17 protein-coding genes are annotated in these 22214 nt (G+C 70.2%); 7 read left to right on the forward strand and 10 right to left on the reverse strand.

Annotated features, from left to right (window positions below; translation table 11 throughout):
* Nucleotides 1-62 precede the first annotated feature (62 nt).
* From FNH13_RS15965 to pgm, 4 genes are read left to right on the forward strand one after another with little or no spacing between them, the layout of a single operon-like run.
* Nucleotides 63-2126 (forward strand): alpha-1,4-glucan--maltose-1-phosphate maltosyltransferase, encoded by a 2064-nt coding sequence (locus FNH13_RS15965; protein ID WP_228266446.1) that lies wholly within the window; start codon nucleotides 63-65, stop codon nucleotides 2124-2126.
* Nucleotides 2126-3859 (forward strand): maltose alpha-D-glucosyltransferase, encoded by a 1734-nt coding sequence (gene treS, locus FNH13_RS15970; protein ID WP_143784365.1) that lies wholly within the window; start codon nucleotides 2126-2128, stop codon nucleotides 3857-3859. The genes FNH13_RS15965 and treS overlap by 1 nt, the downstream gene beginning before the upstream one ends.
* The gene (gene glgB, locus FNH13_RS15975) at nucleotides 3860-7738 is read left to right on the forward strand and encodes a 1,4-alpha-glucan branching protein GlgB (protein WP_143784366.1); all 3879 of its coding nucleotides are present in this window, start codon (nucleotides 3860-3862) and stop codon (nucleotides 7736-7738) included.
* Nucleotides 7735-9375, forward strand: a complete 1641-nt coding sequence (pgm, locus tag FNH13_RS15980) for a phosphoglucomutase (alpha-D-glucose-1,6-bisphosphate-dependent) (protein WP_143784367.1) — start codon at nucleotides 7735-7737, stop codon at nucleotides 9373-9375. Before glgB ends, pgm begins: the two co-directional genes overlap by 4 nt.
* A 254-nt stretch (nucleotides 9376-9629) precedes the next feature.
* Here the strand turns inward: pgm and FNH13_RS15985 are convergent, their stop codons facing one another.
* From FNH13_RS15985 to FNH13_RS16000, 4 genes are all read right to left on the reverse strand, one after another.
* Entirely contained in the window at nucleotides 9630-10685 is a 1056-nt protein-coding gene (locus FNH13_RS15985; protein ID WP_143784368.1) for a co-chaperone YbbN, read from the reverse strand.
* A 135-nt stretch (nucleotides 10686-10820) separates the two neighbouring features.
* A complete protein-coding gene (locus FNH13_RS15990) occupies nucleotides 10821-11972 on the reverse strand; it encodes a hypothetical protein (protein WP_143784369.1) in 1152 nt (383 codons plus the stop codon).
* 139 nt (nucleotides 11973-12111) lie between these two features.
* Nucleotides 12112-12933, reverse strand: a complete 822-nt coding sequence (locus tag FNH13_RS15995) for a DUF1353 domain-containing protein (protein WP_143784370.1) — start codon at nucleotides 12931-12933, stop codon at nucleotides 12112-12114.
* Nucleotides 12934-12939: 6 nt separating this feature from the next.
* Nucleotides 12940-13485 carry a GNAT family N-acetyltransferase gene (locus tag FNH13_RS16000; RefSeq protein WP_143784371.1) on the reverse strand — a complete coding sequence of 182 codons (546 nt, stop codon included), beginning with the start codon at nucleotides 13483-13485 and terminating at the stop codon, nucleotides 12940-12942.
* 35 nt (nucleotides 13486-13520) lie between these two features.
* On the opposite strand from FNH13_RS16000, the gene FNH13_RS16005 reads away from it, so the two are divergent.
* On the forward strand, nucleotides 13521-14129 hold the full coding sequence (locus tag FNH13_RS16005; protein ID WP_143784372.1) for a Uma2 family endonuclease: 609 nt from the start codon (nucleotides 13521-13523) through the stop codon (nucleotides 14127-14129).
* Nucleotides 14130-14137: 8 nt separating this feature from the next.
* Here the strand turns inward: FNH13_RS16005 and FNH13_RS16010 are convergent, their stop codons facing one another.
* The 3 genes from FNH13_RS16010 to FNH13_RS16020 form a co-directional block, all read right to left on the reverse strand.
* Complete coding sequence (locus tag FNH13_RS16010) at nucleotides 14138-15367, reverse strand: acetyl-CoA C-acetyltransferase (protein WP_143784373.1); 1230 nt, start codon at nucleotides 15365-15367, stop codon at nucleotides 14138-14140.
* A gap of 82 nt (nucleotides 15368-15449) precedes the next feature.
* Complete coding sequence (locus FNH13_RS16015) at nucleotides 15450-15890, reverse strand: rhodanese-like domain-containing protein (protein ID WP_143784374.1); 441 nt, start codon at nucleotides 15888-15890, stop codon at nucleotides 15450-15452.
* The gene (locus tag FNH13_RS16020) at nucleotides 15887-17461 is read right to left on the reverse strand and encodes an amidohydrolase (RefSeq protein ID WP_143784375.1); all 1575 of its coding nucleotides are present in this window, start codon (nucleotides 17459-17461) and stop codon (nucleotides 15887-15889) included. Before FNH13_RS16020 ends, FNH13_RS16015 begins: the two co-directional genes overlap by 4 nt.
* A gap of 160 nt (nucleotides 17462-17621) precedes the next feature.
* Between FNH13_RS16020 and mce the strand changes: the two genes are divergently transcribed.
* Together mce and FNH13_RS16030 are read left to right on the forward strand one after the other, a co-directional pair.
* Nucleotides 17622-18128, forward strand: coding sequence for a methylmalonyl-CoA epimerase (mce, locus tag FNH13_RS16025; protein ID WP_143784376.1), 507 nt, complete (start codon nucleotides 17622-17624; stop codon nucleotides 18126-18128).
* A gap of 343 nt (nucleotides 18129-18471) precedes the next feature.
* A complete protein-coding gene (locus tag FNH13_RS16030) occupies nucleotides 18472-19716 on the forward strand; it encodes an AI-2E family transporter (RefSeq protein WP_143784377.1) in 1245 nt (414 codons plus the stop codon).
* 60 nt (nucleotides 19717-19776) lie between these two features.
* Here FNH13_RS16030 and FNH13_RS16035 read toward each other — a convergent pair whose 3' ends face one another.
* From FNH13_RS16035 to FNH13_RS16045, 3 genes are read right to left on the reverse strand one after another with little or no spacing between them, the layout of a single operon-like run.
* On the reverse strand, nucleotides 19777-20232 hold the full coding sequence (locus FNH13_RS16035; RefSeq protein WP_143784378.1) for a hypothetical protein: 456 nt from the start codon (nucleotides 20230-20232) through the stop codon (nucleotides 19777-19779).
* Nucleotides 20229-20504: a hypothetical protein gene (locus FNH13_RS16040; protein ID WP_143784379.1), complete on the reverse strand. Its 276-nt coding sequence runs from the start codon at nucleotides 20502-20504 to the stop codon at nucleotides 20229-20231. The genes FNH13_RS16035 and FNH13_RS16040 overlap by 4 nt, the downstream gene beginning before the upstream one ends.
* Before the next feature lie 35 nt (nucleotides 20505-20539).
* Nucleotides 20540-22195 (reverse strand): 3-hydroxyacyl-CoA dehydrogenase family protein, encoded by a 1656-nt coding sequence (locus FNH13_RS16045; RefSeq protein ID WP_143784380.1) that lies wholly within the window; start codon nucleotides 22193-22195, stop codon nucleotides 20540-20542.
* Between the last annotated feature and the right edge of the window lie 19 nt (nucleotides 22196-22214).

Genomic DNA, 22214 nt, shown 5'->3' on the forward strand with positions numbered 1-22214 from the left:
AGGGTATGCCGTGGGGCAAGTGCGCCGTGCACTCCCCCGGCGGGACCGGTAGCGTCTGCAGCGTGACCGAGACACCAGGTAACGGCCAGAGCACCCCGTCCGTCCTCGACCTCGTGGGTCAGCGCCCCATCGGGCGGATCCCCGTGCAGGAGGTGAGTCCTGCCGTCGACGGCGGCGCGCGCCCCACCAAGTCCGTCGTCAACGAACTGTTCGCGATCACCGCCACGGTCTTCCGGGAGGGGCACGACAAGGTCAACGCCACCGTGGTGCTGACCGACCCGGACGGCGTCGAACACCACGTGCGGATGCACCTGCTCAACCCGGGCCTGGACCACTGGGGCACCACCATCTTCGCCAACCGCGAGGGCATCTGGAGCTATCGCGTGGAGGGCTGGTCGGACCCCTATGCGACGTGGCACCACGACGCGATCATCAAGATCGAGGCGGGGGTCGACGTCGAGCTGATGCTCGAGGAGGGCGCCCGGGTGCTGGAGCGGGCCCGCGACGAGGTGACTCGCTCCGAGGGTGACCACGAGGCGCTGACCCAGGCGATCGGCATACTGCGCGACGACCAGCGGCCGGTCCCGGAGCGGCTGGGTGCCGGCACCGCCCTGCGTGAGCTGCTCACCAGCGCCCCGCTGCGAGACAAGGTCAGCCCCAGCCAGGACTACACGTGGTGGGTGGAGCGCACCCTCGCCCTGCACGGAGCCTGGTATGAGATCTTCCCCCGCTCCGAGGGGGCCACCCAGGATCCCGAGACCGGGCTGTGGACGTCCGGCACCTTCGCGACCGCCCAGGAGCGGTTGCCGGCGATCGCCGACATGGGATTTGACGTCGTCTATCTCACCCCGGTGCACCCGATCGGCCGGGTCAACCGCAAGGGTCCCAACAACACCCTGACCGCCGGTGAGCACGACCCCGGCTCGCCCTACGCGATCGGCGCCCAGGAGGGCGGGCACGACGCGCTGCACCCCGAGCTGGGTGACTTCGACGACTTCGACGCCTTCGTGGCCCGCGCGGGCGAGCTCGGCCTCGAGGTGGCGATGGACCTGGCACTGCAGGCAGCCCCCGACCACCCCTGGGCGAGCGAGCACCCGGAGTTCTTCACCACCCGCGCCGACGGCACCATCGCCTACGCGGAGAACCCGCCGAAGAAGTACCAGGACATCTATCCGATCAACTTCGACAACGCCCCCGAGACGATCTATGCCGAGGTGCGCCGGGTCGTGCAGGTGTGGATCGACCACGGGGTCAAGCTCTTCCGGGTCGACAACCCGCACACCAAGCCGGTGGAGTTCTGGCAGTGGCTGATCGCCGACGTGGCGATCGATCACCCGGAGGTGATCTGGCTCGCCGAGGCGTTCACCAAGCCGGCCATGATGCACACCCTGGCCAAGGTCGGCTTCCAACAGTCCTACACCTACTACGCCTGGCGCAACGAGGCTGCGGAGCTGCGCGAGTACGTCCAGGAGCTGTCCGGCAAGGCCGCCACCTACATGCGGCCCTCGTTCTGGCCGACGACCCACGACATCCTCACGCCCTACATGCAGTATGGCGGCCCGACCGTCTTCCAGCTGCGGGCGGCGCTGGCGGCCACGCTGGTCCCCACCTACGGGATCTACGCCGGCTACGAGCACTGCGAGCACGTGGCCCGGCCCGGCGCCGAGGAGCAGATCGACAACGAGAAGTATGAGTTCAAGAACCGGCGCTGGGACCTGGACACCGAGCACGGCGGGCGGGACGAGGCGCACGGCCGCCCCAACCTGGCGCCCTTCCTGAAGCGGCTCAACCAGATCCGGCGTGAGCACCCGGCCCTGCACTGGATCCGCAACATCACCTTCCACGCTGCTGAGGACGAGAACTTCCTGGTCTTCTCCAAGCGCGGCGGCGGGGCCCACGACGGGTCCGACGCCGACGAGATCATCGTGGTCGCCAACCTGGACCCGCACGCCTCCCGCGGCACCACGATCCACCTCAACATGCCCTCCATCGGCCTGGGCTGGGGCGACGGCTTCGTGGCCAACGACCTGCTCACCGGCCAGCAGTGGCACTGGGGCGCAGCCAACTTCGTCCAGCTGGGACCGGGCGGGCTGCCCGTCCACATCATCCAGGTGCGGAAGTTCTGATGCGGGGCCTCAACCTCCAGCAGCCGGGGCTCAAGCACGACCCCGACTGGTTCAAGAAGGCCGTCTTCTATGAGGTGCTGGTGCGCGCCTTCGACGACTCCACCGGGTCGGGCTCGGGTGACTTCAGCGGCCTGATCAACCGGCTGGACTATCTGCAGTGGCTCGGTGTCGACTGCCTGTGGCTGCCACCGTTCTATGCCTCCCCGCTGCGGGACGGCGGCTACGACGTGGCCGACTACACCGCCGTCCTTCCCGAGTTCGGCACCCTGCCGGAGTTCCAGGAGCTCATCTCCCAGGCGCACGCGCGCGGCATACGCATCATCACCGACCTGGTGATGAACCACACCTCCGACCAGCACGCCTGGTTCCAGGCGTCCCGGGCCGAGCCGGACGGGCCCTACGGCGACTTCTACGTCTGGTCGGACACCGACGACAAGTATGCCGACGCGCGCATCATTTTCGTCGACACCGAGGTGTCCAACTGGTCCTTCGACAGCGTCCGCCGGCAGTTCTACTGGCACCGCTTCTTCAGCCACCAGCCGGACCTCAACTTTGAGAACGAGGCCGTGCAGGAGGCGATGTTCGACGTCGTCCGGTTCTGGATGGACATGGGCATCGACGGCTTCCGCCTGGACGCCGTGCCCTACCTGTTCGAGGAGGAGGGCACCAACTGCGAGAACCTGCCGCGCACCCATGAGTTCCTCGCCCGGCTGCGGACCATGGTGGACGAGGAGTATCCCGGTCGGGTCCTGCTCGCCGAGGCCAACCAGATGCCCTCGGAGGTGGTGGACTACTTCGGCACCCCCGAGGCGCCCGAGTGCCACATGTGCTTCCACTTCCCGGTGATGCCGCGGCTCTACTACGCGCTGCGGGAGGAGAAGGCCGAGTCGATCATCCGGGTGATGAACGAGACGCCCGCCATCCCGGAGGGCACCCAGTGGGGCACCTTCCTGCGCAACCACGACGAGCTGACCCTGGAGATGGTCTCCGGGGAGGAACGCTCCGCGATGTACGGCTGGTATGCCCCCGACCCGCGGATGCGCGCCAACATCGGCATCCGGCGCCGGCTCGCACCACTGCTGGACAACTCCCGGCAGGAGATCGAGCTGATCAACGCCCTGCTGCTGAGCCTGCCCGGCTCACCGTGCCTCTACTACGGCGACGAGATCGGCATGGGGGACAACATCTGGCTCACCGACCGCGACGCCGTCCGCACCCCGATGCAGTGGACCCCGGACCGCAACGCCGGCTTCTCCACGGCGGACCCCGGCAAGCTCTATCTGCCGGTGATCTCCAGCCTGGTCTATCACCACGGCGCGGTGAACGTGGAGGCGCAGATGGCCACCGGTTCCTCACTGCTGCACTGGGTCCGAGGAATGCTCCAGGTCCGCTCGCGGCACGAGGTCTTCGGGATCGGTGAGTTCACCCTGTGCGAGGCGGACAACCCTGCTGTGCTGGCCTTCACCCGGGTGGTCCCCACGGCCCCAGCCGGTCCGGACGGGGAGCGCCCCGAGCTGGAGGTCGAGGGTCGGCGCGGCGTCCTGTGCGTCAACAACCTGGCGGCCAAGCCGCAGGCGGCTCGCATCAAGCTGCCCCCGGAGCTGGGCGGGGCGCTCACCGTCGACCTGTTCGGCGGCACGGGCTTCCCCGACGTCGACGACGAGGGCATGATCCATCTGACACTGGGCTCGCAGGACTTCTTCTGGCTCGGTCTGACTCCCGAAGGAGCATGAATGACCACGCTGTCGCCCGCCTTCTCCGAGTTCCTGCCCGGCTGGGTCGCCTCCCAGCGCTGGTTCACCGGCAAGGGACGCACCCCGTTGCTGCGCCGCGTCGGCGGTTATCAGCTCCAGGACCCGGCTGGTGAGGTCGGCGTCGAGGTGCACCTGGTGGTCGATGAGTCCGGTCCCGAGCCGGTCACCTATCACGTGCCGCTCACCTCCCGCGGGCAGGCTGCCCCCGAGCTGCACACCGCCCTGGTGGCTACGACCGAGCACAGCGAGCTGGGTCAGCGCTGGATCTATGACGGCTGCCACGACCCGGCCTATGTGCAGGCCCTGGCCGACCTGATGCACTCCGGGTCGAGTGCCCCCGGCGAGGACGGCACCGTCCTGACCGGCGACGCCACCACGGTCCGGGCGGCCGGGCCCCGCCCGGTCGTGCGGCGCAGCGCCGTCCTGGTCGGCGAGCAGTCCAACACCTCGATCATCGTCGAGACCGGTGAGCCGGGTCAGTCCGCGCCGGTGATCATCAAGGTCTTCCGGGTGCTGCACTCCGGGGAGAACCCCGACGTGGCGGTGCAGAGCGCGCTCGCCGAGGCCGGCAGCACCCTGGTGCCGCAGCCGGTCGGCTGGGTCACCGGCACCTGGCACGACACCGACGGGTCGACGGCGCAGGGCCACCTCGCCTATGCGCAGGAGTTCCTGCCCGGGGTGCAGGATGCCTGGCGCACCGTCCTGGTCGCGGCCCGCGAGGAGAGCGACTTCTCCGACCGGGCCCGTGAGCTGGGTGTCGCGACGGCTCAGGTGCACGCCACGCTCCGCGAGGCCTTCGGGACCGAGGAGCTCACCCCGCAGCGCCGCGGCGCTCTGGTGGACGGGCTGCGCGAGTGGCAGCAGCGTGCGGTCGAGGCGGCCCCGGAACTGGCCGCGGACGACGAGCAGATCTCCGCCGTGCTGTCCGCAGCCGATGACGTGGACTGGCCTGTGCTACAACGCATCCACGGCGACTATCACCTGGGCCAGGTGCTCGACGTGCCGGACCGCGGGTGGGTGCTGGTCGACTTCGAGGGCGAGCCGCTGCGGCCGCTGCACGAGCGCTCCCTGCCCGACCTGGCACTGCGCGACGTGGCCGGCATGCTGCGCTCCTTCGACTACGCCGCCGGGTCGATCGCCCAGGACGCCGACCTGGACCGGGCCAGCTGGGCACGATCCACTCGGGCCGCCTTCCTGGAGGGCTATGTCGGCGAGTCCGGCGTCGACCTGGACGCCTCGGCTCCCGTGCTGGCCGCCCTCGAGCTGGGCAAGGCGCTCTACGAGGTCGTCTACGAGGCCCGCAACCGCCCCGCCTGGATCGGCATCCCGGTCGCCGCCGTCCGCGCCCTCATCGGCTCCTCCCCCTCCCCCGACCGAGCGCACGATGTGGCGTCCTCAGGCTCAACCGCCGGTGACAACAACAGCACCCCGAGCGCAGAGTCTGACGACCGGGCGCCCCTCGGTGGCTTGGCCGCTGGTGCCAGCGACACCCCCCAGGAACCCCAGGTCGCCACGGGCCAGCCCGACACCACCGGGTCATCCGAGGAGCAAAACCCCTCCAAAAATACGCGGGAGGCCGACAAAACCCCTCCAAAAATTGGAGAGAAACCGCTCGACGGGCACGAGGTGGAGCGGCTCATGCGGGGGCTGCACCGCGACCCGCACTCGGTGCTGGGCGCACACCCGCACGACGGCGGCATCACGGTCCGGACCCTGCGGCCGCTGGCCGAGTCGGTCACCGTGGTGACGCAGGGCGGCGAGCGCCACCCCATGCGCCACGAGACGCACGGCATCTGGACCGCGGTGCTGGCGCGTCCGGACATCCCCGACTACCGGCTCGAGGTCTCCTGGGGTGACGGCGTGGGCCACCTCCAGGACGACCCCTACCGCTTCCTGCCCACGCTGGGCGAGATGGACCGACACCTGATCGGCGAGGGACGTCACGAGCAGCTCTGGACCGTCCTGGGCGCCCACCTGCGCACGTATGACGGACCGATGGGTCAGGTGCGCGGCACCAGCTTTGCGGTGTGGGCACCCAATGCCCGCGGGGTGCACGTGGTCGGCGACTTCAACCAGTGGGACAACACCGCGCACCCGATGCGTGTCCTGGGCGAGAGCGGCGTCTGGGAGATCTTCGTGCCGGGCGTCTGGGAGGGCAACCGCTACAAGTTCGACATCACCGGCCCCGACGGGCACCGCCGCCTCAAGGCCGACCCGATGGCCCGCGCCGCCGAGCAGCCTCCGAGCTCGGCCTCGGTCGTGTCGCACAGCTGGCACGAGTGGCAGGACGCGGACTGGATGCGTCAGCGCGCCGAGCGTGACCCGCACACCGGCCCGATGAGCATCTATGAGGTGCACCTGGGCTCCTGGCGCCAGGGGGCCTCCTACCGCGACCTGGCAGAGCAGCTGACCAGCTACGTCAGCCAGATGGGCTTCACGCACGTGGAGCTGATGCCGGTGATGCAGCACCCCTACGCCCCGTCGTGGGGTTACCACGTGACCGGCTACTACGCGGCCGACTCACGCTTCGGCTCCCCCGACGACCTGCGCTATCTGATCGACCGGCTGCACCAGGCTGGCATCGGCGTGATCCTGGACTGGGTGCCCGGTCACTTCGCGACGGACCCGTGGGCACTTGCCCGCTTCGACGGGACCCCGATCTATGAGCACCCGGACCCGCGCCGCGGGTGGCAGAACGAGTGGGGCTCCTACATCTTCGACTTCGGTCGCCCGCAGGTGCGCAACTTCCTGGTCGCCAACGCGCTGTTCTGGCTGGAGGAGTTCCACGCCGACGGCCTGCGCGTGGACGGGGTCGCCTCCATGCTCTACCTGGACTACTCGCGCAACGAGGGTGAGTGGTTGCCCAACAAGTACGGCGGGCGGGAGCACCTCGAGGCCGTCGCGCTGCTGCAGGAGACCAACGCCACGGCCTACCGGCGCAGCCCCGGTGTCGTCATCATCGCCGAGGAGTCGACGTCCTGGCCCGGGGTCACCCGGTCCACCTCGAGCGGTGGGCTGGGCTTCGGCTTCAAGTGGAACATGGGCTGGATGCACGACTCGCTGGACTACATCAAGCACCAGCCGGTCCACCGCCAGTACCACCACCACCAGATGACCTTCTCGCTGATGTATGCCTTCTCCGAGCAGTTCGTCCTGCCGATCAGCCACGACGAGGTCGTGCACGGCAAGGGCTCGCTGGTCCGCAAGATGGGTGGCAACGACCGCTGGCAGCAGCTCGCCAGCCTGCGCGCCTACCTGGCGTTCATGTGGGCCCACCCGGGCAAGCAACTGCTGTTCATGGGCCAGGAGTTCGCCCAGATCGGCGAGTGGGCGGACGGGCGCAGCCTGGACTGGTGGCTGCTGGACCAACCGGCGCACGTCGGGGTCCAGCACCTCGTGCGCGACCTCAACCTGACCTACCGCGACACTCCTGCCCTGTGGGAGCTGGACCACAAGAGCTCGGGCTTTCAGTGGCTGGACGCCGACGACGCCCGCGGCAACACCTTCAGCTTCATCCGGTATGGCGGCGAGTCACCTGCGGGGGACCGTCCTGTTCTCGTGGCGGCAGCTAACTTCTCCGGCTCGCCCCGGGAGGTCCGGGTCGGCGTGCCCCGCCCGGGCAGCTGGCGCGAGCTGATCAACACCGACGCGCACACCTACGGCGGCTCGGGGGTCGGCAACCTGGGCAGCGTCCAGAGCACCGACCAGCCCCACCAGGGGCAGGCCCACTCGGTGACCCTCACCCTGCCGCCGCTGGGCGTGCTCTGGCTGACGCCGGAGGGCCGGGCCGCTGAACTCACCGAACCCGCCGACGACTCCGACATCGCCGCCAACCACACTCCCCAGGAGGAGCCGTGAGCACGCACCCCCGCGCGGGGCAACCCGCGCAGACCGAGGACCTGATCGACGTCGCCCACCTCGTGACGGCCTACTACACGCGCCAGCCGGACCCGGAGCAGATCGACCAGCAGGTCGCCTTCGGCACCTCCGGTCACCGCGGCAGCGCGCTCGACACGGCCTTCAACGAGGCGCACATCCTGGCAACGACGCAAGCGATCTGTGAGTACCGCGCGGCCCAGGGCACCGAGGGGCCGCTGTTCATCGGCCGGGACACCCATGCCCTTTCCGAGCCGGCGTGGGCCAGCGCGCTGGAGGTGCTGGTGGCCAACGGGGTCGACGTGATGGTCGACAGCGCCGACCGCTACACCCCCACCCCGGCGGTGAGCGTCGCGATCCTGCGCGCCAACGCCGGCGACCCAGCGGCGCAGGCCGACGGCATCGTCGTCACGCCCTCGCACAACCCGCCGCGGGACGGCGGCTTCAAGTACAACCCGCCCCACGGTGGCCCTGCCGACACCGACGCCACCGGGTGGATCGCCGACCGCGCCAACGAGCTGCTCCGTGCCGGGCTCGACGGCGTGCGCCGGGTGCCCTTCGCGCAGGCCCGCGAGGTCGCCGAGGAGTTCGACTTCATGGGCACCTATGTCGCCGCCCTGCCGGAGGTGATCGATCTCGACGCGATCCGTGAGGCCGGCATCAAGATCGGCGCCGATCCGCTGGGCGGTGCGGCCGTGGACTACTGGGGCGCGATCGCCCAGGCCCACAACCTGGACCTGACGGTCATCAACCCGCTGGTGGACCCGACCTGGCGTTTCATGACGCTGGACTGGGACGGCAAGATCCGGATGGACTGCTCCTCGCCCAACGCGATGGCCAGTCTGATCGCCAACAAGGATGCCTTCCAGATCAGCACCGGCAACGACGCGGACGCCGACCGCCACGGCATCGTCACGCCCGACGGCGGCCTGATGAACCCCAACCACTACCTGGCCGTCGCCATCGACTACCTGTATGGCGGAGGTCGCCCCAACTGGCCCAGCACCGCCGCGATCGGCAAGACGCTGGTGTCCTCCTCGATGATCGACCGGGTCGCCGAGGGTGTGGGACGCGAGCTCGTGGAGGTGCCGGTGGGCTTCAAGTGGTTCGTGCCCGGACTGCTGGACGGCTCGATCGGCTTCGGTGGTGAGGAGTCAGCCGGCGCCTCCTTCCTGACCCGGGACTGCTCAGTGTGGTCCACGGACAAGGACGGCATCATCCTGGCTCTGCTGGCCGCGGAGATCCAGGCCGTCACCGGCAAGTCACCCTCGCAGCGCTATGCCGAGCTGGTCGCCGAGCACGGCGACCCGGCCTATGCCCGGATCGACGCCCCCGCCAACCGGGAGCAGAAGGCCAAGCTCAAGGCTCTCAGCCCGGCCGATGTCACGGCGACCTCCCTGGCCGGCGAGGAAATCACCGCGATCCTGACCGAGGCCCCCGGCAACGGCGCCGCGATCGGCGGGCTGAAGGTGCAGACCAAGAGCGCCTGGTTCGCCGCACGGCCATCCGGCACCGAGGACGTCTACAAGATCTATGCCGAGTCCTTCCAGGGCCCCGACCACCTCGCGCAGGTGCAGCAGGAGGCCCAGGCGCTCGTGGACGCCGCCCTCACCAGCTGAGCGGTCTAGGCATCCGACGTCTCGTGACCGCTCTCACCAGCTGAGCGGTCTAGGCATCCGACGTCTCGTGACCGCTCTCACCAGCTGAGCGTTCTTGGGCACCCTTGCGTCTCAGTGCCAGTGGTTCGGCGTCTTACAGCCGGTTGTGTCTCTTCGAGCCGGTTGCAACAGGCTCGAAGAGACATATCCGGCTCTAAGACGATGCCGCAGACGTCGGCGCAGTTGGTGCGTGCGGCGCGGGTAGTCCGGCGTGCCTAGAAGAGCGCGCTCATCAGCGACCCGCGGGCCTTCACCACGCGCGGGTCGGTCCCGCCGATGACCTCGAACTGACCGAGCAGGTGCTGGCGGACGGTGTTGCGCTCGTCGCCCGCGGTGCGCTTGACCAGATCAATCAGGCGCAGGAAGGCATCCTCGACGTGCCCGCCGACCAGGTCCAGGTCCGAGGCCTGGAGCTGGGCCTGCACGTCGGAGGGGTCAGCGGCGGCGGCAGCCCGCACGGCGTGAAGGTCGAGCCCCGTGGTGCGTCGGAGCAGCTCGACCTGTCCGAGGCCCAGTCGGGCGTCCTCGTCCTTGGGGTTGTCCTGCAGCGCCTGCTGATAGGCCTGGGCCGCGGCGTCCAGGTCGCCCCGGTCGATCGCGTCGTAGGCCTCCTGGTGCAGCGCGGGGATCTGCGGCTCCTCGCCCTCGTCTCCAGCGGGAGCACCGCCCACGTTCTCGACGCGTCCGGTGACACCGTTGGCCACGGCCGCCGAGAGGAACTGCTCCAGCAGCGCACGCACCTGCTCGATGGGCTGGACGCCGAGGAAGAACGGCACCGGCTGTCCCTGCAGGAGTCCGACCACGACGGGCAGGGCGCTGACCTGGCCGAAGGCCTCCTGGAGCACTGGGGAGAGGGCCTGCACCACCCCAGGGCTGCCGGCGATCTCGACCGCGACCACCCGGAAGCGACCCTCCTGGGCCACCGCCTCATCGGCCAGCGTCTGGACGAACTGAGCAGACTCGGGGATCTGATCGGTGTAGAGGACCAGCACAGCCGGCACGGCCATGCTGCCGTTGACGACCGTCGCGAAGGACTCATCCGTCGCGTGGACCAGGACCCCGTCGCCACCGGCGGCAGCTCCACCAGTCGGAGCACCACCAGTCGGAGCACCGCCAGCTGCACCACCAGGGCCACCTGGTTGAGCACCGGGGGCCCCCGGCTGAGCCCCCGGACGCCCAGCTGGCGCCTGCTGACGCGGCCGGGACAGTGCCGAGAGGTCGACGGCGCCGCGCAGGGCGGCATTGAGCGACTGAGGGCTGGGCTGTGTCATGTCCCTATTGTCACCCGGCAGATGGTCATCACGGAATCCACTCCCCCGCGGCACCTCGGTGACCACACAGAGAGGTATGCCGCACCGCCAGTCAGGACTGGGGGTGCGGCATACCTGTGGTGCAGTGGGTGGTGATCAGCTGCCGTCGGAGCGGACGACCTGCTCACGGGCGGCGATCACGACGGGGTCGCCCTCGGTCTTGATGTGCACCGCCAGGAAGACGTCGGTCGTCATCTTGGCGCTGTTGTTGATCACGTCCTCACCAGACAGGTGGGCAAAGGCCGCGGGGGCCTCCAGGTAGGTGCCGGACTTCACGTCAAACGTGCTGGTCCTCCGGAGGACCGGGAAGGTGATCGCGGACCCGTCGGCGAGCTCGATGGTGCGCAGCGTGCCCGTGCGCAGGTCGTGCTCCTGGGTCAGCGTGGCCTGGTCGGCGACCTCGGCGGCCTGCTGCTCGGCGGCCTTGCGCACCTGCGGACCGTAGTCGTTGGTGCGGAAGTCCGGCCGGTCCTCGGCGAACGGGAAGTCCAGGATCACGAAGAGCTGGTCGACGACCTGGCTCGGGGACCAGTTCAGGTCTCCCTTGCCCTCGCGCAGCACCGGCGACCCCTCGGAGCGGGGGTCGAAGGTGGGCACCTCCGTGCCGGCGAGCATGGGTGCGCTCCAGCCGATCTTCCAGGTCTCACCGTCGTCCTCGCTGACCAGCAGGTGCAGCTCGGGGAGCCCGGACTCGGGGACGGACTGCACGACGATGAAGGCCGGGGACTCCCCGTCCTCACGGCTGATCGCCAGCACGTTGGGGTTGGTCGGGTGATAGTCGATGATCGGGTCGATGCCGACCTCGCGCAGCGCGGTCGCGGCCTCGGCCGCCCGCAACTCGGAGCCGACGAAGGTCTTCTCGTTGAGCTCCGCCGCCTCCTCGGGGTCGGCGTTCTGGGAGTCGCCGGCCTGCCGCATCAGGGTGGCTGCGATCTCCTCGGCTTCCTCGACGGAGATGACGCCAGCACCCTCGGCGGGCGCGGTGATCTTGCCGTCGTCGGTGGTCTGGGCCGCGTCGCCGGGAGCCGAGGTGGCCTCGCCCGCGTCGCCGGTGGAGACGCCGGTGTCGCCGGTCGTGCTCGCGTCGTCACCGCCGGTGGCCGAGGCGGAGTCGTCGGTGGAGACGCCGTCGTCGGCGGAGCTGGAGGTGGGGTCAGTGCTCTCGTCGGGGTCCTCCGAGCCGCTGCAGGCAGACAGCAGCAGCGAGGCCGAGAGGGCGAGGGCGAGGGCAGGGCGGGACAGCTTCATAACGAAATGGTAAACCTTTGATGGTGAGTAACACCTAATCCGCCGAACTCAGGTAACGCCCAGTTCTGGCTGGTAATCCCGCCCCCGAGCACCAATTCGGTGTGACGCACCCCTCACGGCTGCCCCCGATGCGGAGTGCTCACTCCTCGTCGGCGGGCACCCGGTCCAGCCGGACCCGCTGCTCCGCCCTGGCCTTGTCCTCGACGCGGACCCCCTCATGGTTGGCCGGTCCGCTGACGATCCGCTCCACGACGCGGTAGGCCCCGACCAGCAGGGCCAGCACGACGGTCACGTGCAGCAGGAACGCCAGCGCCACGCCGGTGATCACCCCGGCCCGCCACAGCCTGCCCCACGACGCACCGAGCACAGCCGGGATCACGACGGCTCCCACGGCGCCGCCCAGCAGCTTCTGCCACCACGGTGTGTCCTGGCCGCCCATCCAGGGCACCAGATCGATCACGTTGAAAAAGTCCAGGGTGGCCAGCACCCCCAGCACGGTCACCGTGCCCAGCAGCCCGATCAGCACCGCCCGGGTCCAGGCCTTCCCCGAGTGCCACATGGTGCTCATGCTGACCGCCGACCACATCAACCACGCCCGGACCCGCCCGGTGCCCAGCCCGATCATCGCCTCCCGAAAGATCCGATCTGCCTCGGGCCGGGCAAACGGCTGACCGTCGCGGTCGGTGTCGGGACCCAGGAAGGCACCGGGCCGGACCAGGGCATCGTGCAGCACCGCAGCAGGCAGGAAGTCCCCGCTCTTGGGCACCAGCCAGGTGAACAGCGCCGGGACGGAGGCCAGATCGGTCATAAAACGCCGCAGATCAGCAGGCACCACGAAGCACTCCGCATAGTGGTCGCTGCGGAAGCCGATCTGGCGCAGCAGCGTGAAGTCGCGTCCGTCGATGCTGCGCAGCTCAAGCCGCAGCGGCCCACCCTCCTGCGCGTCGAAGAACTCCCCCACGTCGCCCTAGCTCCGGACCATCCGCGTCTCGACCAGCCCGTCCTCCCGGTCCGTCGCCGTGGCGCCGTCAAGCCGGAACCCGTTGCGCTGATAGAACCGGATCGCCCGGTCGTTGCCGTCGGCCACCCACAGGTATGCCGGGCGGTCACCCAGGACCTCATCCAACAGGGCCTGCGCCACCCCGGTGCCATAGTGCTCGGCGACCACATTGATCGCCCACAACTGGGTGTCGGTCGGCCCGTCGTCCTCCCGGGCCGGACCGACACTGATGAAGCCGACCAGCTGCCCGCCGTGCTCGGCCACCGCGACCTGCTCACCCCGGGCGCTGCGCCCGTCCTGCAACAGGTTGGGCCCCGCCTCGCCCGACTCCTCGGGCACGAGACGGCGCCCCCAGCCCTGGGCGAAACGGTGCGGCGTCAGAGCCGCGAACGACTCCTCGTCCATCAGCCCGACATAGGCCTCCTGCCACACCCGGCAGTGCAGCGCACCCAGCGCCTCGACGTCGTCGGCGCTCGGGGGACGGATCAGGTATGCCGACTCCTCCTCAGCCATGTTCCTAACCTAGCGGCAGGGTCGGACAGTTGGCCATGGCCGAGACGCTCCTCGTGACAAGAGAGGTCGAGGGGTGGACGATGGGTGTCATGACGGCCATGCCGCGGACAGGCGAGGAGTGGACGGTCGATGACCTCGACCGCCTGCCCGACGACGGCCTGCAGTATGAACTGCTCGACGGGTTGCTCGTCGTGACCCCCGCCCCGGTGCTCCTGCACCATCGAGCCGTCGGCAACCTTCACCTGGTGCTGCGTCAGGCCTGCCCGCCCGGGCTCGAGGTGTTCTTCTCTCCGGTGGACTGGCGCCCTGACGTGCAGACGTCACTGCAGCCGGACCTGCTCGTTGTCCGCACTGAGGACGTCGCTGTCAAGAACATCACCGTGCCGCTCGTCCTGGCCGTTGAGGTGCTCTCGCCCTCGACCCGGCGCAAGGACCTGGTGCTCAAGCGCTCCAAGTATGAGGACACTGGCGTGCAGTCCTACTGGCTGGTCGATCCCGAGGAGCCCTCGGTGCTCGCGCTGGACCTCGCGGCGGGCCGCTATGTCAGCGCGGGCGAGGCCCACGGCTCGGAGCGACTGCGCCTGCAGCGCCCGTTCGAGGTTGAGCTCGTCCCGGCCGAGCTCGTGGCACCACCGCCCGGCTGAGGACGAGCTCAGTCCTGGGTGGGCACCCGCACGATCAGGGCGTCACCCTGACCGCCACCGCCACACAGGGCCGCGGCGCCGGTGCCGCCGCCGCGGCGACCCAGCTCGAGGGCGAGGGTCAGGACGAGGCGCGCACCCGACATACCGATCGGGTGGCCCAGCGCGATCGCGCCGCCATGGGGGTTGACCCGCTCGGGGTCCAGGCCCAGCTGCTTGGTGGCGGCCAGGCCGACCGCAGCGAAGGCCTCGTTGATCTCGACGACGTCGAGGTCGGCGGGCTCGATGCCCTCCTTCTTGCAGGCGGCGAGGATGGCGTTGCCCGGCTGGCTCTGCAGCGAGGAGTCGGGGCCGGCGACGACGCCGTGGGCGCCGATCTCGGCGATCCAGGACAGGCCGAGCTCCTGTGCCTTGGCCTTGCTCATCACGACGACCGCGGCGGCACCGTCGGAGATCTGCGAGGCGCTGCCGGCGGTGATCGTGCCGTCCTGGGAGAAGGCAGGACGGAGCTTGCCGAGAGACTCAGTGGTCGTCTCGGCGCGGATGCCCTCGTCGGTGCGGAACTCGATCGGGTCGCCCTTGCGCTGCGGCACCGGGACGCTCACGACCTCCTCGTCGAAGACGCCGGCCTCCCACGCCTGTGCGGCCAGCTGGTGGCTGCGCGCGGAGAAGGCGTCCTGCTCCTCGCGGCTGAACTCAGCGTCCGCGGTGTTGGCGTCCTCGGTCAGGTTGCCCATCGACTGGTCGGTGAAGGCGTCCCACAGGCCGTCGTGGGCCATGTGGTCACGCATCGTGACGTCGCCGTACTTGAAGCCCGCGCGGCTCTTCTCCAGCAGGTGCGGGGCGTTGGTCATGGACTCCTGGCCGCCGGCGACGATGACGTCGAACTCCCCGGCGCGGATGAGCTGGTCGGCCAGCGCGATGGCGTCCAGCCCAGACAGGCAGACCTTGTTGACGGTCAGGGCCGGCACGTCCATCGGGATGCCGCCCTTGACTGCGGCCTGCCGGGCGGGGATCTGCCCGGCGCCGGCGGTGAGGACCTGGCCCATGATCACGTAGTCCACCTGGTCGCCGGTGACACCGGCCCGCTCCAGGGCCCCCTTGATCGCGAAGCCACCCAGGTCAGCACCGGAGAAGTCCTTGAGACCACCGGACATGCGTCCCATCGGGGTGCGGGCACCACCGACGATGACCGACACGGTGGGGCCACCTGAGGTGGTGGGTTCGGTGGGCGCAGTCATGAGGGTCCTCCAGCGACATCGACGGGCAGCGATCTGACCTCCATCGTAACGAGGCCCGGGCGGGGTTCTGTGCCGGGATCCGTCAGCGACGGATGTCTGCTGGTCCGGCGTCGACCGGGTGCCCGGCCGCGACCCAGGCCTCGACCCCGCCGACGAGGTCGGTGGCGTTGGTTAAGCCCACGGAGCGCAGGCTGGCGGCAGCCAGGCTCGAGCTGCAACCCTGGCGGCACACCACCACGATGACCTGCTGGTAGTCGGTCACCTCCGGGATGCAGGTGATCGACTGCGGGTCGAGGCGCCACTCCAGGACGGTGCGGTCGATCACGATGGCCCCCGGCAGCTCGCCCTGCTCCGCCCGCTGGGCCTCGGTGCGGGTGTCGATCACGATGGCGCCGGCCTCCCACAGCGCCGGCAACTGGTCCGGGCTCACCCGCTTGACACCCTCGCGGACCTGCGCCAGCCGTGCATCGATCCCCGCGCCGGGGTGCCGGCCCTCACCGCGACTCCTGTCCTGGGGTGTCACGCAACCACGTTTCCGTGCACCAGGTGGCCGCCGATGACGGTCGCCGCCACGCTCATCTCGCGCAGCACCCGTGCCTGCTCACCCGCGCGCTCGCCGTCGGGAGGGGCACCGGGCAGCCCACCCTCGGCATACGGGTCGGTGTCCAGGAGCACCAGGTCACCGGGCTGCCCGACGGTCAGTCGGCGCCCGTCGACGGAGGCGGCCAGCGCCTCGGCGGGGGTCAGGGAGAGCTCCGGGTGCCACGCGTCGCCCTCTGGACTGCCACGCCAGACCGCCGCGGCCATGGCCAGCCACGGGTCCAGCGGGGCGACGGGGGCATCGGAGCCCAGAGCGAGCGGGATCCCTGCCTCCAGCAGCGGCCGGTAGGCGAAGGCGTGGCGGGTGCGGTCCGGCCAGAGCCGCTCGGTGGCGTCCCGGTCGTCGATCAGGTGCGCCGGCTGGATGCTGGCCCGCACCGGCAGGCCGGACCAGTGAGGCAGGTCGGCCGGGTTGACGAGCTGGGCGTGCTCGATCGAGCCGGTGGCCCCGGTGACCCGAAAGACCTCGAGCGCCTGGCGGACGGCACGGTCGCCGATCGCGTGCAGCGCCGTCTCCAGCCCGTGCTCACGCGCCCGGTCGACCAGCCGGGTCAGCTCCTCCTGGGTGAAGTTGGGCAGGCCGTGGACGTCGGCGAGGTCCGCGGAGTCGGCATAGGGGTCGCAGCACCACGCTGTGCGGGTGTTGAGCGATCCGTCGGAGATGACCTTCAACGGCCCCATCTGCGCCCAGCCGTCGGTCCCGGGCAGCGGGGTGCCGGTCCGCCACCCCCGCTCGATGATCTCCTCCAGGCGACTGGCATAGGCACCGGTGCGCACCCGAAACGGCCCGCGCGCGGCGAGCCGGCCGGGCCACAGGTCCCAGGCGGGGCTGAACTCCAGGTCGACGATGCCCACCACACCCTGCGCCCGGGCGGCGGTGATCGCCTCCAGCACCGCGGCCTCGGCCAGGTCGGCCGCGCCGGGCAGGTCACCGAGACGGTCGTAGGCGTCGAACCACTCGTTCTCGGCGACGACGCCCTCCCGCGGTGGGCACGCCAGGAGGTGCAGGGCGGCGGAGTTGAGCCAGCCGTGGTGCCCGTCACCGCTGATCAGCACGATCGGGCGTCCCGGGGAGACTGCGTCCAGGTCGGCCACCGTGGGCTGGCGTGCCCACCCGGCCGTGCGGTGCCCCCAGCCGATCAGTGGGGCGGCGATGCCAGAGCCAGCCGCCGACGCCTCCCCTGTTGCGCTCGCTGCCAGGGCGCGGCGCACCCGCTCCACCGCCTCGTCCACCCCGCCGGTGCCCGACAGGTCGAGCCGGGAGCGCACCAGGGCCCACTGGATCATGTGGACGTGCTGGTCCCACAGGCCGGGGACCACCCAGCGACCCGCGCCGGCGAGCTCGGGCACGCCCGCGGCAGGCAGGTCGGGCGCGATCGCCGCCACGACGCCGTCCTGGATGAGTATGTCGACGGGCTCGGTCCCCGGGGCCTGGTCGGTTGAGGTGCGGTCCAGGGCCACGGGCCGGACATCGCGCACCAGCAGTTCGGTCATGGCTGCACGTTAAGGCCACGGGCTGGCGCCCACGAAGACCGACACCACCCGCGGTCGGTCCGGTGGGCGGGACTGCGCGAGCCAACGGACCGGATGCCTGCGGGAGCACGCGTGAATACGTGCATGCCAGGTGTCGCACCCAGTCGGTAGGCTCGGCCGCATGACCGGCCTGCCCGCCTCCGTGACCCCGCTGCTGCTCGCCATCGACCACGTGGGGATCGCCGTGCCCGATCTCGACGCGTCCATCGCCTTCCACACTGACGTCCTCGGTCTGGTGGTGCTGCACGAGGAGACCAACGAGGAGCAGGGCGTGCGCGAGGCGATGCTCGGCATCCCGGGGGCGGCGGAGGGCTCCGCGCTGATCCAGCTCCTGGCCCCGGCCAGCCCGCAGTCCACCATCGCCACGTTCCTGGACCGGTCGGGCCCGGGGCTCCAGCAGCTCGCCTACCGCGTCGCCGACGTCGAGGCGGTCTCGGCGGTCCTGCGCGAGCACGGTCTCCGTCTGCTCTATGACGCTCCACGCCGTGGCACTGCCGGGAGTCGGATCAACTTCATCCACCCCAAGGACGCCGGCGGGGTGCTCGTCGAGTTGGTCGAGCCCGCCAGCTCGAGCGCCGAGGTCGGTGCCCACGGCGCGGTGGAGACGGAGCGGTCCACGCGTGGGTGAGGATGGACCCGTGACTGAGGGTGAGGCGGCCAAGGGTGAGGCCCCAGGGGGTGCGACTCGCGAGCGTGGTGCAACTCGCGAGCGCGCGGCGGCCCGGGAGCCGTCGTCAGCGAGCCGCGGCGCAGCACACGAGAGCCCCAGCCGACAGACCCCTGGGAGCCACTCGGCGGGCCGCTCAACGACCGAGACCCTGACGGACAACCCGGCGGCAGACAGCCCGACAACCGACAGCCCCACGACCGGCAGCTCAACGGCCAGGGACCAGCCCCCCGCGGGCCCGGCGCCCGGCTCCCGCGTCGCCCGTCGACTCCGGCTCCCTCGCAGGGGCCGAGGTGGGAGCAGCGTGCGCGGCCGCAGCCGCGAGGCGGTGGAGTCCTGGCGCCGCTACCGCGAGACCCAGCTCACCGAGCTGGCCGAGAGCAACCGGCTGCAGCGCGAGCTGATCGAGCGCACGCACGCCACCTCCCACAGCGGCACCACTCCGGCCCCGCCCGTGACGCCCGAGGGCGAGTCCCCCGAGGAGCCGGTCGTTGAGAAGCGACGCGAGCTGATGATGGTCACCTCGCCCTTCATGTTCGGCTTCTTCGGCGCGCTGGGGGTGCTCGTCGCCTGGTGGCTCGCGCAAAACGTCGGCCGACTGGGGTCGGTGATCACCTTCATCCTGATCGCGATCTTCGTCACCCTGGCGCTCAACCCCATCGTGGAGAGCCTCACCCGCCGGGGCCTGAGCCGACCGGCAGGTGTCTTCGCCGTCTTCCTCGGCATGATCGCGGTGCTCGGCCTGTTCGGCTGGTTGGTGGTGCCCACCATCGTGCAGGAGACCTCCACGCTGATCGAACGGGCTCCGCGCTACTTTGCTGACCTCAACACCCAACCGTGGGTCATCGACCTCAACGAGCGCTACGACCTGGCCGAGCGGATCAACACCGAGGTCGAGAACCGTCTCGAGGACACCAGCTTCATCTCCACCATCTTCGGCGGCGTCCTCGGTGCAGCCGGTGCGGTGGCCGGTGGGCTGATCGGCTTCTTCACCGCCCTGGTGCTCACGCTCTACTTCCTCGCGGCCCTGCCGACCGTCAAGGACGCGGCCTACAAGGCGGTGCCGTTGAGCCGGCGCCCCCGGGTCATTGGACTGGCGGAGGAGATCATGCGCCGGGTGGGTGGTTATGCCCTGGGCCAGGTCGCGGTGGCCACCATCAACGGCGCCTGCTCCTGGGTGATGATGCAACTCCTCGGGGTGCCCTATGCCATCGTGCTCGCGGTCCTCGTCGGGATCCTAGGGCTGATCCCCCTGGTGGGCGCCACCCTCGGCGCGGTCATCGTGGCTCTGGTGGCCCTGAGCCAGGGCTGGGTCATCGCCCTGATCGTGGGCATCTACTACGTGATCTACCAGCAGTTCGAAAACTACGTCATCGTGCCGCGCGTCATGGCCCGCACGGTGTCGGTGCCGGGTGCTGTCACCGTGGTGGCGGTCTTTGCCGGAGGCACCCTGATGGGCGTTCTCGGCGCGCTCATCGCCATCCCCGTGGCGGCCGGTCTGCTGCTGCTTTACAACGAGGTCGTCATCCCCCGCCAACAGCGCCTCTGACCCGCGCCGCCAACTCCCCCGCCAACAGCGCCTCTGACCCACGCCGCCAGCTCCCCCGCCTCAGCGCGGACCGACCCGGCACCACCGGGACAGTTCGGTCAGGGCGAGGTGCCGTGCCTGCGGCGTGCCGGTCAGCACGACGATGCCCCAGCCGCTGGTCAGGTGGATCGTCAGCGCCGTCGCCCGCGAGGGGTGCGGCTCGACGAAACTTACGTTCTCATAGGGATGGTGCTTGGGTCCGCGCACAAAGCGGGTGTACGCAAAACCCTCCGGACGCACCCACAGGGTGCCGCGCACGGCATACCGCCCGAGCGCCAGCCACGGCAGGCTGGAGTGGACCACCGAGATCTGCTGGGTCGGGATCTGCGCGGCGGGCCCCTGCGCCCCGGCGGTGAGCGTCGGCTCCGGGCTGGGTCGTCCGTGATACCAGAAGATGAAGCCCCCGATCGCCGCGATGACGGCCACCACGGCCAGCAGGATCCCCAGCACGAGCAGCAGGACTGCGGTGTCACTCACGCCCAGGCCTGCCCGGGACGGCGCCGGTCGCGCGCGTTCCAACAGGCGGTGTGCCAGTGGCGTCGGTTCTCCACCCCGTGCATGCTCGAGGTCGGCCAGGCCACCGTGTGCGGGGTCGCGGCAGAGACATCTTGCTGGCACCCGGGGCACAGATAACTGCGCCCGGAGTCGTTACCCCGGACGTGTCGCGCCGCCAGCGCCCGACCCTCGAACTCGACCTCGTCCAGCACGGGACCCCGCTCGGGCGGGGGCCCACCCCGGCGCGGCGGCACCCGGCCACCGCGTCGCTTCCGGTTGGAGCGCCCCATCACTCTCCGCCGAGGAAGGGCTCCTCCAGCAGCACGTGCTCGACGAGCAGCGGCGAGGGCGCCAGGTGGGCTTGGAAGCCGGCGGTGCCGGAGTAGAGCTCCTCGGCGACGGCGAGCACCTCGTCCGCCCCCAGGTGATCGATCATCGCAAACGGACCGACCGGGTAGCCCAGACCGAACTGCAGGGCCGTGTCGATGTCCTGCGCGCTGGCATAGCCCTCGTCCAGCATCCGCACGCAGTCGTTGAGGTGGGTCACCAGCAGCGCGTCGACGACCAGCCCGGTGCGGTCCTTGCAGACCACCGGCGCGGCACCGATCGCCGTCACCACCGAGCGAAGCGTGGCGATGGTCTCCTCGGAGGTCTTGATCGTCTTGCCCACCTCGACCACCTGGCCGTTCGGGGTCGGTGCGTGCACCCGCAGCACGACCGTGTCCGAGGCCCGCCCGCTGATCGCGGCCAGCGCCACGGCGGAGTAGGTGTTGGCCGTGGCCAGGATCGTCCCCGGCGCGGTGACCTCGCCCAGCTCGGCGAACAGGTCGTCGACGTCGCGCGGCTCCCCGGCCGCCTCGTCCTCGACGTCCTCGTCCTGGGCCTCGAGGACCAGGCCCACGGAGGCCAGCGACGAGAGGTCCCCTGAGGGGTCGGTCAGGTGCGTGACGGCATACCCCCCCTGCTCGAAGCGACCGCGCAACTCCTCGGCGAGCGCACCGGTGCCCAGCACGGCGACCGACTGCACGTCCCGGCCCGCGACCGCCACCGGAGTGAGCTCGTCCTCGACGACCTGGCCGCTGCCGGGCTTGGCGAAGGTGTAGAAGCCCCGTCCGCTCTTGCGACCGTGCCGCCCCGCCAGCACCATCCGCTCCAGCATGGTGCTGGGTGCGTGCTCCTGTCCGCGGCTGTGCGAGTAGATGACGTCCGAGATGTGGTGCATGACATCCAGGCCCACGAGGTCGCCCAGGGTCAGCGGTCCCATCGGCAGGCCGATGCCGACGTGCACCGCGGTGTCCAGGTCCTCCCGGCTGACGTGACCGCTCTCATACATCCGCATCGCGGCGCAGAAGTAGCCGTAGAGCAGGTAGTTGGCCACGAAGCCGGCCCTGTCGCCGATCACGATCGGCTTCTTGCCCAGGCTCTCGGACAGGCTCCGCAGCGTCTCGGTGACCTCGGGGTCGGTCAGCGGCGTGGTGATGACCTCGACGAGCTTGAGGATCGGCGCAGGGTTGAAGAAGTGCAGGCCGATGATGCGACCCGGCACCTGTGCGGGAGCGGCGATCTCGGTGATCGACAGGCTGGAGGTGTTGGTCGCCACGATCGCGCCGTCACCGAGCACGTCCTCGAGCTTGCCGATCACCTCGTGCTTGAGGGCCATGATCTCCGGCACGGCCTCGACCACCAGGTCGGCCGGCGCCAGCTCGGCATAGTCCGTGGTGATCGTGATCCGGTCCAGGATCTCGGCCTGGCCCGCCTCGTCCAGCTTGCCCTTGGCGACGGCCCGGTCGGTGGAGGCCTGCAGGATGGACCGGCCGCGCTCGGCATACTCCTGGCTGCTCTCCACCCCGATCACGGTGAGCCCGCCCCGGGCAAACACCTCCACGATGCCAGCACCCATGGTGCCCAGTCCGACGACTCCAACAGTTGAGATCTCACGTGGCATGCGCCGATCCTCTCACCCC

The sequence above is a fragment of the Ornithinimicrobium ciconiae genome, assembly GCF_007197575.1.
GTDB lineage: Bacteria > Actinomycetota > Actinomycetes > Actinomycetales > Dermatophilaceae > Ornithinicoccus > Ornithinicoccus ciconiae.

Bases quoted from the DNA above. Each gene is read 5' to 3' on its own strand.
- treS (WP_143784365.1), top strand. From the start codon at position 2,126: ATGCGGGGCCTCAACCTCCAGCAGCCGGGGCTCAAGCACGACCCCGAC.
- glgB (WP_143784366.1), top strand. From the start codon at position 3,860: ATGACCACGCTGTCGCCCGCCTTCTCCGAGTTCCTGCCCGGCTGGGTC.
- FNH13_RS15985 (WP_143784368.1), bottom strand. From the start codon at position 10,685: ATGACACAGCCCAGCCCTCAGTCGCTCAATGCCGCCCTGCGCGGCGCC.
- FNH13_RS15990 (WP_143784369.1), bottom strand. From the start codon at position 11,972: ATGAAGCTGTCCCGCCCTGCCCTCGCCCTCGCCCTCTCGGCCTCGCTG.
- FNH13_RS16000 (WP_143784371.1), bottom strand. From the start codon at position 13,485: ATGGCTGAGGAGGAGTCGGCATACCTGATCCGTCCCCCGAGCGCCGAC.
- FNH13_RS16005 (WP_143784372.1), top strand. From the start codon at position 13,521: ATGGCCGAGACGCTCCTCGTGACAAGAGAGGTCGAGGGGTGGACGATG.
- FNH13_RS16010 (WP_143784373.1), bottom strand. From the start codon at position 15,367: ATGACTGCGCCCACCGAACCCACCACCTCAGGTGGCCCCACCGTGTCG.
- FNH13_RS16020 (WP_143784375.1), bottom strand. From the start codon at position 17,461: ATGACCGAACTGCTGGTGCGCGATGTCCGGCCCGTGGCCCTGGACCGC.
- mce (WP_143784376.1), top strand. From the start codon at position 17,622: ATGACCGGCCTGCCCGCCTCCGTGACCCCGCTGCTGCTCGCCATCGAC.
- FNH13_RS16045 (WP_143784380.1), bottom strand. From the start codon at position 22,195: ATGCCACGTGAGATCTCAACTGTTGGAGTCGTCGGACTGGGCACCATG.